This is a genomic window from Chryseobacterium sp. UF-290, from assembly GCF_058245615.1.
The window spans coordinates 1-14469 of the sequence record NZ_JBSICB010000004.1 but is presented as its reverse complement, the minus strand read 5'-3'; the positions used below and the strand labels follow the sequence as shown (position 1 = coordinate 14469).

14 protein-coding genes are annotated in these 14469 nt (G+C 37.5%); 7 read left to right on the top strand and 7 right to left on the bottom strand.

The window, feature by feature from the left end:
* Positions 1 to 62: 62 nt before the first annotated feature.
* Complete coding sequence (locus AC4IF5_RS05620; RefSeq protein WP_490732477.1) at positions 63 to 941, bottom strand: AraC family transcriptional regulator; 879 nt, start codon at positions 939 to 941, stop codon at positions 63 to 65.
* A gap of 225 nt (positions 942 to 1166) precedes the next feature.
* Positions 1167 to 2159 (bottom strand): EndoS/ChiA family endoglycosidase, encoded by a 993-nt coding sequence (locus tag AC4IF5_RS05615; protein ID WP_490732475.1) that lies wholly within the window; start codon positions 2157 to 2159, stop codon positions 1167 to 1169.
* Between the two features lie 317 nt (positions 2160 to 2476).
* Between AC4IF5_RS05615 and AC4IF5_RS05610 the strand changes: the two genes are divergently transcribed.
* The 5 genes from AC4IF5_RS05610 (at position 2477) to fabF (ending at position 7276) form a co-directional block, all read left to right on the top strand.
* Entirely contained in the window at positions 2477 to 3343 is an 867-nt protein-coding gene (locus tag AC4IF5_RS05610; RefSeq protein WP_490732473.1) for a helix-turn-helix domain-containing protein, read from the top strand.
* An 86-nt stretch (positions 3344 to 3429) separates the two neighbouring features.
* Complete coding sequence (locus AC4IF5_RS05605) at positions 3430 to 3849, top strand: OsmC family protein (RefSeq protein ID WP_490732471.1); 420 nt, start codon at positions 3430 to 3432, stop codon at positions 3847 to 3849.
* Between the two features lie 119 nt (positions 3850 to 3968).
* The gene (locus AC4IF5_RS05600) at positions 3969 to 4574 is read left to right on the top strand and encodes a TetR/AcrR family transcriptional regulator (protein WP_490732469.1); all 606 of its coding nucleotides are present in this window, start codon (positions 3969 to 3971) and stop codon (positions 4572 to 4574) included.
* A 10-nt stretch (positions 4575 to 4584) separates the two neighbouring features.
* Positions 4585 to 5853 carry an acetyl-CoA C-acetyltransferase gene (locus tag AC4IF5_RS05595; RefSeq protein WP_490732467.1) on the top strand — a complete coding sequence of 423 codons (1269 nt, stop codon included), beginning with the start codon at positions 4585 to 4587 and terminating at the stop codon, positions 5851 to 5853.
* A 181-nt stretch (positions 5854 to 6034) separates the two neighbouring features.
* Entirely contained in the window at positions 6035 to 7276 is a 1242-nt protein-coding gene (gene fabF, locus AC4IF5_RS05590) for a beta-ketoacyl-ACP synthase II (protein ID WP_490732465.1), read from the top strand.
* 184 nt (positions 7277 to 7460) lie between these two features.
* Here the strand turns inward: fabF and AC4IF5_RS05585 are convergent, their stop codons facing one another.
* Positions 7461 to 8219, bottom strand: a complete 759-nt coding sequence (locus AC4IF5_RS05585; RefSeq protein ID WP_490732464.1) for a murein L,D-transpeptidase catalytic domain family protein — start codon at positions 8217 to 8219, stop codon at positions 7461 to 7463.
* 127 nt (positions 8220 to 8346) lie between these two features.
* Positions 8347 to 8793, bottom strand: coding sequence for a peptide-methionine (R)-S-oxide reductase MsrB (msrB, locus tag AC4IF5_RS05580; RefSeq protein ID WP_490732462.1), 447 nt, complete (start codon positions 8791 to 8793; stop codon positions 8347 to 8349).
* Between the two features lie 141 nt (positions 8794 to 8934).
* Here msrB and AC4IF5_RS05575 point away from each other — a divergent pair, with 141 nt between their 5' ends.
* Together AC4IF5_RS05575 and AC4IF5_RS05570 are read left to right on the top strand one after the other, a co-directional pair.
* Entirely contained in the window at positions 8935 to 10179 is a 1245-nt protein-coding gene (locus tag AC4IF5_RS05575; protein ID WP_490732460.1) for a DUF445 domain-containing protein, read from the top strand.
* Positions 10180 to 10213: 34 nt separating this feature from the next.
* Positions 10214 to 11095, top strand: a complete 882-nt coding sequence (locus AC4IF5_RS05570; protein ID WP_490732458.1) for a hypothetical protein — start codon at positions 10214 to 10216, stop codon at positions 11093 to 11095.
* Positions 11096 to 11191: 96 nt separating this feature from the next.
* On the opposite strand, the gene AC4IF5_RS05565 is transcribed toward AC4IF5_RS05570, so the two are convergent.
* The 3 genes from AC4IF5_RS05565 to AC4IF5_RS05555 form a co-directional block, all read right to left on the bottom strand.
* The gene (locus AC4IF5_RS05565; RefSeq protein WP_490732456.1) at positions 11192 to 12229 is read right to left on the bottom strand and encodes a quinone-dependent dihydroorotate dehydrogenase; all 1038 of its coding nucleotides are present in this window, start codon (positions 12227 to 12229) and stop codon (positions 11192 to 11194) included.
* Between the two features lie 266 nt (positions 12230 to 12495).
* Positions 12496 to 13191: a pseudouridine synthase gene (locus AC4IF5_RS05560; RefSeq protein WP_490732454.1), complete on the bottom strand. Its 696-nt coding sequence runs from the start codon at positions 13189 to 13191 to the stop codon at positions 12496 to 12498.
* A 24-nt stretch (positions 13192 to 13215) separates the two neighbouring features.
* Positions 13216 to 14271: an alpha/beta hydrolase gene (locus tag AC4IF5_RS05555; RefSeq protein ID WP_490732452.1), complete on the bottom strand. Its 1056-nt coding sequence runs from the start codon at positions 14269 to 14271 to the stop codon at positions 13216 to 13218.
* Between the last annotated feature and the right edge of the window lie 198 nt (positions 14272 to 14469).

Sequence of the window (14469 nt, the reverse complement as noted above, 5' to 3'; positions counted from 1 at the left end):
CTGATATATATGTAAGATGAAGAAAGAAAATGATGAAAGAGAACATCAGCTTCCAACAAATACTATTCGATCTTTTTCACTCCTTTAAACTGTTCTTTAAATTCTGTAGGCGTTGTTTTTTTGATCGCTTTAAATACTTTGTTGAAATTGGCAATATTATTAAAACCGGCTTCAAAGGCTATTTCAAAAACGGTAAGATTTTTTTCCATCAGCCAACGGGCTGCATAGCTGATCCGTATTTCATTAAGATAGTTGATAAAAGTTTTGCCGGTTCTTTTTTTAATGAATCTGTTGAAGGTCACGTTGCTCATATTCACCAGTGATGCGACCTTATCCAGTGTTATCTTATTTTCAAAGTTATTATGTACAAAATCATGAACGATCTTCATTTTATCATTGTCCGCAAAGGTCTCAAGTTCTATGCTGTAGGATGACAACAGGGTTTTATCTTCTGCGATGGCCAGTTCATTCAAAATTTTCATAATTTCTATGAAGGACTCGAAACTGTTCATCTTTGACAGATTAAGAAACGAATCTTTTAGTTTTTCAGCGGTCTCTGTAGAAAACAGAATGCCTCTGATGGAATCTTTCATCAGATTATTGATCGGTTTCAGGATATTTTTCTGCATCATCGACTGGTTAAAGAAATCCTGATTAAACTGTATAGTGATTTCGTGAGTCTTCCTGTTTTTACATCTGTAATTAGCCCAACAATGTGGCAAATTGGGACCCACCAGCACCAATTCCAAATTTCCGATCTCGCCGGTATGGTCGCCTATCATCCTGCGGTAGCCTTTTCCTTTGTAGACGAAATTAATTTCAATTTCCGGGTGATAATGATAAGGAAAATCAAACGATGCTTTGATCCTGTCAAACACAAGGAAGCTGTCTTCAGGAGATAGTGGAGTTATTTCTCTCAGAATATTTTCTAATTCGCTCATGCAGACAGTTTTGAAAAAATTAAATGGAAGTAATCTATAATATTCAAGTAATTGAATTACTAAATTACAGTTATTTTTATAAAAACAATTATTACAGTATTATATTGTACTTTTATTTATAGAAACAAAGCCGCTTCACAAAATTTGTAAAACGGCTTTCATATTGAGTTTATGTTTTAGATTTTCAACTCAATATTGTGCAATAGAACTAACCATTATTTGTCCTTAATAAGTTTTAAGTTTTGTTATCATTTCCTCATAATACTTATAATTCAATTTCTTGTCAAAGTTAAAACCATAAGCTCCATAGCCACCTGCTTTCGATTGATATTTTTGGGAAGTATAATATTGTTTCAAACGCAACGGTCCCTGACTGGCATCAGTAGAAGAATAAGCCTCTTCAAAGTCTGCGGAGATCAGCATGATCCGCTCTTTTGGGAAGCCCGCCTGTAAATAGCCATCAATTTTATTGTCAGTATAAGTTTCGCTACCCCAATAATCCTGAATATACAGCAGATTAATTTTTGTAAGTGTTTCTTTTGATAGTTTCAATTCTGAAAATCCCACATTAGTATCAATAATCAGCAGTTTACCCGATTTAGATTTTGGACCGAAATATTTAGCAAAGGCCTGTACATACCGCTCTAAATCACCATCATTGAATCCTGTCACAGAGTATCCAGGCTCTATATCCAGGTCTATTCCGTCGAATCCCCATTGGCTTAAAGAATCAGATACCATTTTGGCATAAGCATCATAATCTTCCGGAGTATTTTGAAACTTCACAGTTTTCCTGGCATCTTTGTAGTTTTCGAAAATCTCATTGGCAAACTGAGTTTGAACCACAATTTTACTATTTGATTTCAGGTATTTAATATCATTTATAATCTCAGTCAGGGTTTTGGCATCTTCACCCGCTGCCCCCGGAGCTCTGTCTCCTCTCTTTAAATTACAGAGTCCTGAAAAACGATGAAACAGGTTTACAATATCCACACCATCAGGAATATCTCTCAGATTATAATAATCAGGAGTCATCCCTCCTCTCGTTAGTCCATTGAAATATCCAACCACTTTAAATTTTTTATTACTGATAGCTTCAAGCGGATCCTGTTGCTGTGGGTCAACTTCATTACCTCCTCCTGTACAAGATGTGAAATTGAAAGAGATTAGAAGCAGTAACAGCAGGTTCAAAAAAGAAATTTTAATTTTACTTTTCATAATTTAGTATTTTTTTTTACTGTTTTTAAATTCATTGAATAAGTTTTACTTATTTTAATTAAATAATATTTAATACATACAATGAATAATTAAAAATTTGTTAAGACTTAATTCATATTAACAAATCTAAATTTTGCAAATAACAGGAGATAATATTATTTTATCATTCAACAATATTATTTTTCACATTTCCAAATAATCTGTTTAAATAAGCAATCTATAGCCGTTATAAAATTTAAAGCCATACTTCATAAGCTTTAATAATTTAATGCATTCCGAAACCACGCTTTTTTGTATCTTTAAGCTAAAGTTAAAGTATGCCGCAACCGCTTATTTTTGAAGATCATTATAAAAGACTCGGACTGGAAATATTTTCGGAAGAGGATATGGAGAACTTCAACGGGAATCAGTTCAGAACAGACATCAAAGTTTTCTTTATCCCTTCAGGCTATGAACTTACAGTAGACTTTAATCATTACAAAACCGGGAAACCCTCCCTGTTTTTTCTCACCAACCAGCACATGACCCTGGAAAAAGGAAAGGAAGAATCCATGCTTCTTCACTATAACCGTGATTTCTACTGTATTCAGATTCACGATAAGGAAGTAGCCTGTGACGGACTTCTCTTCCATAATGTATTTGAAATTCCTTTCGTTGAGTTGAACCCTGCGGAAACAGCTCTTATAAAAGACCTTTTTCAGAACATCAGAGATGAACTTGAATGGAAAGATTCGTCTGCGGAAGAAATGATCAGAACCTATGTGAAACAGATCATCATCAGAGCAACAAGAATGTGGAAAAAGCAGAATCTGGATCATGATACGATAAAAATACCCGGCAGTGAACTTGATATCTTCAGGGATTTCAGCAGACATCTGGAAATCCATTTCAGGAAGAAACATAATGTTGCGGATTATGCGGAGCTGCTTCACATTGCTCCTAAAACCTTAACCCATAAGTTTAAAAATTTAAATCTGGATTCCCCCAATCAGTTTATCATCAACAGGATTTTATTAGAAGCCAAAAGATTGCTTTTCTATACAGATAAACCTGTCAAAGAAATCGCCTATGATCTCGGATATGAAGATCCCGCTTACTTCAACAGGCTTTTTACCCATAAAACAGGAAGTACTCCTGCCAATTTTAAGAAAAATTACTCTTCGGGAAAAAAGTACAATATTTAAGTCTTTTTATCTATTGAATCCGTCTTCCCGCTGATCTATCTTTGTAACATCAAAATCAATCAATATTAACAAAAAAAACAAACATTATGAGACGTAACGCAACTGCCGTTTGGAACGGTACTATCAAAGAAGGTAAAGGACACTTAACGACTCAAAGCACGACTTTAAACCAAACGCAATATTCTTTCAACAGTCGTTTTGCTGATGGTGTGGGGACAAATCCTGAAGAATTGCTGGCTGCAGCCCATGCCGGATGTTTCACTATGAAATTAGATGCAGAACTCTCCCAGGCCGGTTATAATCCTGAAGAGCTAAAGACTACATCTGTGATTACCCTTGATCCCAACATCGGAAAAATCACAAAATCAGAATTGACCTTAACGGCTAAGATTCCGGGAATATCAGAAGAAGAATTCCAGAAATATGCCAAAATAGCAGAGGAAGGATGCCCTGTAAGTGCAGCATTCAACTTTGAAATTACATTGAATGCCACTTTAGAACAATAATTTTTTTAAAGTTTATGACCTATTAAATCTGAGTTCCGTTATTGCTCAGATTTAATTTTCAAATAAAATATACCGATTGGTATATTTTTATATCTTTGTATTATCATTTAATACTTAAAATGTCAAAGGCAGAAAAAACAAAACAGTTCATTATTGAGAAGACAGCGGCTTTGTTCAACACCAAGGGCTACCTATCAACCTCACTGTCAGACATCACACAAGCAACAGGTCTGACCAAAGGCAGTATCTACGGAAATTTTGAAAACAAAGATCAGGTTGCCATTGAAGCGTATAAATACAATGCCGGCCAATTGAGCAAAATCATGAGCCGCTCTTTTGGTGATCATTATCCGACCACCGTAGAAAAACTTTATGCTTTGGTGGATTTTTACAGAAACAACTGGCACTCCGTCTTTTCAAATGGAGGATGCCCGCTGATGAATGCGGCAACAGAAGCTGATGATTCTTTTCCGGTTCTTAAAAATCAGGTACAAAGATCTTTTGAACTGTGGACTGCAAAAATAACAGCAGTCATTCAGCAAGGTCAGGAAAATGAAGAAGTGAAAAAGAACATTAATGCGGAAGAGTACGCGTCACTTTTTGTGATGCTTATCGAAGGGGGAATTCTACTTTCAAAAACCATGGATGATGAAAAATTCCTGAATCAGGCATTAGATAAGATCAGAAGTATGATCGACAACGAATTAATTATTCTTCCATCATAAATTTTATAATATGGAAACAAAAAGAGTGGCTATCGTAGGATACAACAGAATCCCTTTTGCCAGAATGAACACCGCTTATACAGAACAGGGAAACCAGGACCTTTTACTTGCTTCTCTGAACGGACTGATAGATCGTTACCATTTAAAAGGAAAACTACTGGGAGAAGTTGCCGGCGGTGCGGTTATCAAGCATATTTCTGAAAGTAACCTCATCAGAGAGACCGTTATGAATACGGCACTTGATCCCGCTACCCCTGCATGTGATCTTCAGCAGGCTTGTGATACGGGAATTGAAGCGGCTATTTACATCGGAAATAAGATTACCTTAGGACAGATCGAAAGTGGTATAGCCTGCGGAGTAGAAGCCATGAGCAATATTCCTTTTGAGTCTTCACCACGATTAAGAAAAGCACTTCTGAACGCCAATAAAGAAAAATCTGCTTTCGGAAAATTAAAACACCTTCTAAGTCCCAGGCTGAAAGACTGGATGCCCATTCCTTACAAAGGACAGGAGCCTAAGACAGGCCTGATGATGGGGGAACATACAGAAATCACGGCAAAATATTATAAAATTTCCAGAGAAGAGCAGGATGAACTGGCACTCAAAAGCCACCAGAACATGGCAAGAGCTTATGAAGAAGGTTTCTTTGATGATATGATCTCCTCTGCTTTCGGTCTGGATAAAGACAATAACCTGAGACGTGATACCAGTCTGGAAAAATTATCACAGCTGAAGCCTGCATTTGATAAACTGAACGGCACTTTAACGGCAGGCAACTCCACTCCTTTTACAGATGGTGCTTCAGCTGTTTTGCTAGCAAGTGAAGAATGGGCAAGAGCCAATGATCTGCCTGTTCTGGCCTATATCACTTTTTCAGAATTAGCAGGAATAGAATATGTGGAAAATCAACAGAATCTTCTTCTTGCCCCTGCTTTTGCAGCAGAAAGAATGCTCAAAAAGGCAGGCATGAAGCTGGAAGATTTTGATTATTATGAAATTCATGAAGCTTTTGCTGCACAGGTATTAGCTACCATAAAAATCTGGGAAAACGATGATCTGGCAAAAAGTTTCGGGTTAGAAAAAGCCCTTGGAGCAATAGACAGAAATAAGCTGAATGTGAAAGGAGGAAGTCTTGCAGCCGCCCATCCCTTTGCAGCCACAGGAGGAAGAATTATTGCAACCTTGGCAAAGCTGCTGCATGAAAAGGGAAGCGGGAAAGGTTTTATTTCGATCTGCGCAGCCCGTGGACAGGGAGTTACTATGATTTTAGAAAAGTAGTATGATAGCCGTAAAATTTTTTTAGACAAAATTATTTTTATTATGCCATAAATAATATGAGCAAATATTCGTCTTCAGCGAAAGAAAATCGATAATATTGCAAGCGAAAAGCAAAAATTGAGCATGGATAAATCCGATTTACTCCATGAAAATCTAATCTATTTAAAATTAATAACTAAATATGAAGAGAGTTGTCATTACAGGATTAGGCGCTGTGACGCCTTTGGGAAATAATGTTGAAGAATTTTGGCAAAACAGCATTAAAGGAGTCAGCGGAGCGGGATTGATCACCCATTTTGATACAGAAAAGTTTAAGGTACATTTTGCCTGTGAGGTAAAGAATTTCGATCCTAAAGTTCATCTGAATCATAACGAAATAAAAAGAAGCGACCTGTTTACACAATATGCGATGTATGCATCTTCCGAAGCCATTCAGGATTCCGGATTGGAGCTGGAAAAAATGGATCCGTTCGACACGGGAGTAATCTGGGGTACCGGACAGGGAGGCATGTGGACCTTTGAAAAAGAGGTAATGGATTTCTCTCAGGGCGACGGTACACCACGTTTCAACCCGTTCTTTGTTCCGAAGTTCATTGCCAATATGGCTTCAGGAATGATTTCCATGAAATATGGTCTTCAGGGAATCAATTATACAACTGTTTCCGCATGTGCCACGGGAAATACGGCATTGATGGATGCTTTCAATTACATCCGTCTCGGGAAAGCCAAAGTCATTATCAGCGGAGGCTCTGAAGCGGCAATTACTCCTGCTTCCATTGGCGGTTTCTCTATTATGAAGGCAATGTCTACGAGAAATGATGATTTTGCTACAGCAAGCCGTCCTTACGATGCAGAGAGAGACGGATTTGTAATGGGTGAAGGCGCAGGTGCTTTGGTGCTGGAAGAATATGAGCATGCTAAAGCAAGAGGTGCAAAAATCTATGCAGAATTAGCTGGTGCAGCCATGACGGCAGATGCTTACCATATGACCGCACCTCATCCTGAAGGAGCCGGGGCCATCAAAGCCATGCAATTGGCCGTAAAAGAAGCGGGAGCCAATATAGAAGACATCGATTATATCAACCCACATGCGACTTCCACCCCCTTGGGAGACCTTATTGAATTAAAGGCGATCAACAATGCATTTAAAGGAAGCAAGAACATTGATATCAGTGCTACAAAATCCATGACAGGCCACTTATTGGGTGCTGCGGGAGCTGTTGAAGCGATCCTTTCTATCAAAGCTATTCAAAACGGTATCATTCCACCAACCATCAATCTTCACAGCATTGATGAGCGTATCCCGAAGGATATCAATATTGTCTTTGGGGAAGCGAAAGAAAAGGAAATCAACTTTGCACTGAGTAATGCCTTCGGGTTTGGAGGCCACAACGCAACTGTAGTTTTCAAGAAGTTCAGCTAAGATCATTAATAAAATAAATTTTTACATCTCTGTATGAATATCATACAGAGATTTTTTATTTTCCCGCAGATAGTGCAGATTTATTTTTAACCACAGATTTTCGCAGATTAACACAGATGTTTTGCGCTTTATTTATTACCTCTGGTCTATAAATAAAAAAGCAGTCCGATTGGACTGCTTTTTCTTATGCTTTTAACCATTCTGAAGAGGAAAGATAGTTCTGATCCGGATAGTAAATGAACAGAAGGTTCCTTCCTTTTATCGTATTGATGATGGGTTGGGTAAGCTCTCGCGGTACAGCAGGACATCCCCAGCTTCTTCCGATTCTTTTGTGCATTGTGGCAAATTCATCACTTACATAATTGGCTCCATGCATTACAATAGCTCTTCTATATGCCGCATCATTGAATCCTTTATCCATTCCAAGCAGCTTCAGAGAATATCCGTTGTCCCCCTGATAAGTCGCATCCGTGATATAAAATCCTAAGCTGCTCTGCAACGAACTTTCCCTGTTAGAAAAATTCGTCGCAAATTCTTCGCCTGTATTTTTGCCGTGGGCAACCAACGAGTTGAACAGAACTTTTTTGTCTTCAAGATCAATTACCCAAAGTCTTTTGGTATTAGAAGACATAGAAAAATCGCAGATAGTTAATAAATGCGAATCCTGGTTAAGCAATCCTGCTTTCTTTAAATTTTCAAATCCCGTCAATGCTTTTGAGAATACTTCATATTTCAATTCATGTTCCGGCTCAAATACAATTGACTGGTATAATGCTTCTGATGAAGATACCGCTGTTGCATTCTTCTCAGATTTCGTGTCGTAAGCTACTTTTTCAATTTTTGTTGTATTGACATTTTCATTCTTTACCGCCACTCCCGGAGAAATGTAAAATGATGTCGTAACCATGTAAACAAGGCCTAATACGCTATAAAATCCTTTCATTCAATACTATATTAATTCCAAATTAGTGAAGCAAAATTATAAAAACATCATTACCTGCCTGCCAAAAACAAAAAAAGTTTAACGCTATTTAAGAAACTTTAACTTCCTGATTCTGTGAATTAAAAGATTATTTTTCGGCATCCGCCACAAACTCCAAACTTATAGAATTCATACAATACCTCAGCCCTGTAGGTTTTGGGCCATCATCAAAAACATGTCCCAGATGAGAATCGCATCTTTTACAAAGCACCTCTACTCTATCCATTCCATAGGATTGGTCTCTTTTATAATAAACTCCTTCTTTATCGGCTTCGAAAAAACTTGGCCAGCCACAGCTGCTTGCAAATTTTGAAGTGGAGCGGAAAAGGTGATTTCCACAAACAGCGCAGTAATAGTCCCCTACCTCGTCAAATTCGTTATATTTCCCGGTAAAAGCCCTTTCTGTAGCGGCTTCTCTGGATATCGCATAAAGATCCGGAGCAAGTATTTTTCTCCATTCATCATTAGAAACATTCAGTTTTGTTGTATCAGTTCTCGAGTAGTATGGATTGTTTTTTGCTTCTGTATTTTCCATAGGAGAGGTTTTAATGGGTTGATGTTTCTGCGTACATGCCTGCAGAATTGTTAATAAGGTTATTGAAACTAAAAATTTCATCGTAAATTTCAATCATTAACCACAAATGGTTTCATAACCAAATTTAGTAAATTTGAGAATATGAATGACGAAGCAAAAAGAAAACAGCTCAGAAAATATAAAGCATTCGCCACGGGATTATTTGTCCTGATGGCTCTTATTTTTATTGTGACTACAATTTTACAGAAGTCCAACAGTTCCCATTGGATCGGCTATGTACGGGCTTTTGCCGAAGCAGCAATGGTAGGTGCTCTGGCAGACTGGTTTGCTGTAACAGCACTTTTCCGCCATCCCCTCGGGCTTCCGATTCCCCATACCAATCTGATTGAAAACAGCAAAGAGAGATTAGGAGATAACCTGGGCAGTTTTGTGGTCAGCAATTTTCTTTCTCCTCAGAACATACGTCCCTATATTCAAAAGCTCAGGATTTCCAATTTTGTTGGGGAATGGCTGGGTAAAGAGAAAAATCAGGACATTCTGATTAAAAACCTTTCAGATATTGTTCTGGACATCCTGAATAAACTTGATGATTCCACGGTAAGCCAGTTTATCAGCAAAAAGGTCTCTGAAATGACGGGTGATCTCAAGCTCAACAAAGTGGTAGGAAACGGAATCGGCTACATCCTGGAAAAGAACGATCATCAAAGGATCATTACCAATCTTTCAAAGCAGATTAAGGACTATATTATTGAAAATGATGAGATGATCAAAGACCGGGTAAAGAAGGGCAGCTATTCATTTATTCCTTCATTTGTAGATAATAAAATTGCAGATAAAATTGCAGACGGTCTGTCTGATTTTTTCAAAGAAATAGAAGAGGATCCGCAACATGCAGTCAGAGAACTTATTACTCAAAAGATTCATGAATTCTCTGTTGATCTGAAAGAAGATCCCAAATGGGAAGATGAGTTTAAAACCATTAAAAACGGGCTTCTGAAAAATGATAAGCTGGATGAATATTCCAATGACATCTGGGTTTCTATCAAAAGGACGCTGATGAAAGAATTGCAGGAAGATCATTCCGCGTTGAAAAATTATCTTTCTAAAAACCTGAATGAATTTTCGCAGAATTTAAAAACCGATGAAAGCCTTCAGCATAAAATTGATCACTGGGTTCGGGTAACGGCTTATAAATATATCCTTAAAAATACCCATCAGTTCGGAAACCTCATCAGCACAACGGTCGGAAACTGGCAGGGAAAAGAGCTGAGTGAAAAGCTGGAGCTGGAAGTAGGTAAAGACCTTCAGTTCATCCGGGTAAACGGAACCCTTGTAGGAGGACTGGTAGGACTGATCATCTACACCGTTGCTCACTTTTTTATCTAAAAACTAAACCAACGATACACCAGCCATGAAACAAATGTTCACCCTATTATTTTCTTTCAGCTTTGCTTTTTTTCTCTGCCAGAAAGTTGAATTAAAGAAAGTAACTGATTCTTCACAGGTTTTCAAAGGAGAAATTGCAGGGGTACCCATCACCATTCAACTCAATTATACAGGAATTATAGACTGCGACCAGTATCAGCATTACGTAGATGGATGGTACTATTATGACAAATACCAAAAGAAAATTCCCTTAACCGGAATTTATGATTTTTATGGTAATCTTTCATTATACAACTTTGGAGCTAAGCAAAAACAGAACACCAAAAGTTTTAAAGAGGAAATCACTTCCCGACAGAAAGTAGAAAGAGCTAATGAAATAGTGCAGAAATTAACTCCTCAAGAGTCCATTATATTTGAACGACCTGATCCTAAAAAAAATACAATTTCAGGTTATTTTTATCTGAATAAAAAAGCCCAGCCTGCAAAGCTCTTCACAGGTAATAATATGATTTACCGTTACAACAATTATCTGATTCTGCCCAATAACAAAAAGATCAATACCTACGATTTCATTAATAAAGCTGGTGGCAATGAATTGGTTTCATACACATCCGGAGAAAATGGAAACAGAGTGTTACTTTATTTTGAGGAAGTTTCGAATTTTAATTTCTGTGGAATGTGTGGCGCCAGTGATGGAGAAAAGGGATATCGTGTTTTATATTTTACCAAAGACTGGAATTATAAAAATTATGAAGAATTTCTTACCGAAAGCTGTCGGGAGAACATCTATGACACTACACAAGTAAAATCAAAGGATGGTAAAACAATACAGTATAAAGTAAAAAAATCGGATTTTTCTCCGGCTTATACGCTTACTGTGAATATACAACATGCATCTGTGGTAAAGTCAAAATAAAAGTATTCACTCAAATTTTTCTTGCTACAAATACACAAATAAGAAATTCGTGCATCCGTGGCTAAAACAAAAAAGAGACCATCTGGTCTCTCTATATTATCTCGGTAATCTGCCTGCTCTTTTCAGAAGCTCCTGATTGATTTCATTGATCAGTTCCGGGCCTTCGTAGATAAATCCGGTATACAGCTGTATTAAACTTGCACCGGCGTCTAATTTTTCAATCGCATCTTTTGCGGAATGTATTCCTCCTACTCCGATGATGGGAAATGCCCTGTTGCTCTTTTCAGAAAGGTATCTGATCATTTTTGTACTTCTCTCACGGATAGGTTTTCCACTCAAACCTCCATTTCCTATTTGTGCTAAAACCTCCGGTGAAGTTTGTAAGCCTTCTCTGTTTACGGACGTATTGGAAACAATCACTCCATCTATTTTTGTCTCTGCAATCAGTTCGATAATTTCGTCCAGTTGATTATTATTAAGATCCGGAGCAATTTTCAGCAATATTGGTTTCTGTACAGGTTTTGACTGATTGATTTTCTTCACTTCTGTGATTAGCTCACGCAGATATTCCACATCTTCGAGCTTGGCATGGCTACCTACATTCGGGCAGCTTACATTCAGTACAAAATAATCTACATGAGGATGAAGCCCTTCAAAACATTCCAGATAATCCTGGGTATAATTTTCGGGACTTGTATTGGTGTTTTTTCCGATGTTTCCACCGATGATTATTTTGCCTTTATTGCCTTTCAGTTTTTCAATGGCCGCTTCAAGCCCATCGTTGTTGAATCCCATTCTGTTGATAATTCCGCCATCTTCTATCAAACGGAACAGTCTTTTCTTAGGATTTCCTGTCTGAGCTTTTGGTGTTACTGTTCCGATTTCTACAAATCCGAAACCCAGATCCCCCAATTCGTTAAACAAAACGGCATTTTTATCGAAACCGGCAGCCAGCCCTACAGGATTTTTAAATTTCAATCCGAAAACTTCTCTTTCCAGACGCTTGTCTTCAATAGGTTTTGGAAAAAACAGTCTGGTAAGAAATCCAAAATTTTTAAGCATTGAAAATGTAAAATGATGAACTTCCTCGGGATCAAATTTGAAAAGGATTGGACGAATGAGCGATCTGTACATTGAAAAAAAGTTTTACAAAATTACTCATTTTAAAATTAATCCCGGATTAACCTATGATATTTTATTAAAAAACATGTAAATAACCTTAAACGCTAAGATCGCAAAAGATTTATAACATTTGGAAATATTTTCATTCGCAAAGATGCTTCACTCAGCTAACCCCGCAATTTACCTTTTGCTGAACAGAATGCCTCATCGAACAGAAAAATAAAATTCCTCTTTTTAATACGGCTTTGCGAGCATTGCGTTAAAAAAAGAAATAATAGTTAAGAATACGAGCTCAAATCGAAATTCAAAATATCACCTACTCTTTTGAATTCTTCGTTTACCGTTGCATTCAGCATAATTCTTTCGTTGGTAATCGGATGGTTAAAAATCAATTGATGCGCATGAAGCATCATTTTTGTCATATTGAAAGCTTCCAGCCACAATTTATTTTGTTTATTGCAGCCATGTTTGCGACAGCCTAAAATCGGATGTAGAATATGTTTAAAATGTTTTCTCAACTGGTGCATCCTTCCTGTTTCAGGAATAGCTTCTACTAAACAATATCTCGAAGTCTGATGTTTTAAAAAAGGTAAATCGATTTCTGATTTTTGCAAAAGATGATAATACGTCACTGCATTTTGCCTGACTTCATTTTCATTAATCAAGTCGTAATCGATTGTTTCTTCTTCTCTCGTCCAGCCTCGCAGAATGGCGATATACTTTTTCTCCACTTCTCTGGCAGCAAAACGGTCGCTCATTATTCTAAGCGTATCTTTATCTAAAGTGAACAACAAAACACCTGAAGTTTTTCGGTCTAACCGATGTACAGGATAAACATACTGCCCAATCTGGTCTCTTAATTCCTGAATGGCATAGGTATCTGCTTCTCCCGCATAAAAGGATTTATGAACCAATAATCCGCTTGGTTTATTGATGGCAATAAGATGCTCGTCACGATAAAGAATTTCTAACATGGGGCAAAAATAGAAGTTTTCTTATTATTCCTCAAACTTCAGATGCTCATTAAAAAAAGGTAACATTTGATTTTCAATTCTTCCATTTTCTTTGCTGACCTCACTTCCGTGGGTTCCGATATATTCTTCGGCTTCGTGTTTTATTTTTAGCATTTCAAGGTTTTTGCTCAGATTCATACAACTTACAGGAATATGTTTTAATTCATCATTCCTTCCCCAGTCAAATTTTATAGCCTTCAGTTTTTTGATATTTTCGAAATGTGAAAAAATCAATTCAGAGGTGGAGTTTTTCTTCAATTCCTGCACAACAGAAGCATTAACTTTCAAATCATCTCCATCAAAAGAATAAGGAAAATCAGCATAAAAAGGAGGTTTATTTTCATTTCCGTTATAAGCTCTCGCTATCGCGAAAATAATATTGATCCCTGCATTTTCTCGTTTTGAAAGGTCCGGGATATTTTTAATGTTCTCAATATTTTTATACAAATCAATTTCATTGAGTGTAAAAAACTGAGCATCAAGAATTCCCGGAGAAAGCGCATAAACGGAAGAAAAGACGTCAGGATGCAGAAAAGCATTCCGCAGCGCGCCATTTCCTCCCATCGAATGCCCGGTAATTCCACGGCTGTTTTTATCAGCAATGGTTCTGTAGTTTTTATCAATAAAATCTACCAGCTCAATCGAAGTAAAATCTGACCAGCTTCCCGAAGATTTTGAATTGGCATAAAAGCTTCCTTTGAAAACCGTGCTTTCATCAGGCATCACCATAATGACAGGTTTTATTTTTTTCAAATTAATAGCACGGTCAATAATGTGGTTCATCTTATCACTGCTCACCAACAAGCTGTCGTTCCAGAAAAAACCATGCAGGAAATAAATAACAGGATATCTTTTTGAAGATTTTTCATAATCCGGCGGAAGATATACTGACACTCTGCGTTTAGGGTTTTCTCCGGCTTTATTCTGTAAAGTTTTGGCCGTAATATAGGTTGTAACGATTTTTCCTTCAGGAATTTTTTGGCCCCATACAAGCGGAGCCATCAAAACAAATAGTAAAATGACTAATCCGGATTTTTTCATTGTAAGATTTTAGTAGGTCAAATTTCGATAAATCGTCTCAAAATAAGATAATAATACACGAATTTTATCTTCTTTTACGATTTAGCCCTGATTGAGCGGTATGTCTGAGCTCTTTTCGGAGTTTTGGGGGGGGGGGGGGGGGGGGGGGGGGGGGGGGGGGGGGGGGGGGGGGGGGGGGGGGGGGGGGGGGGGGGGGGG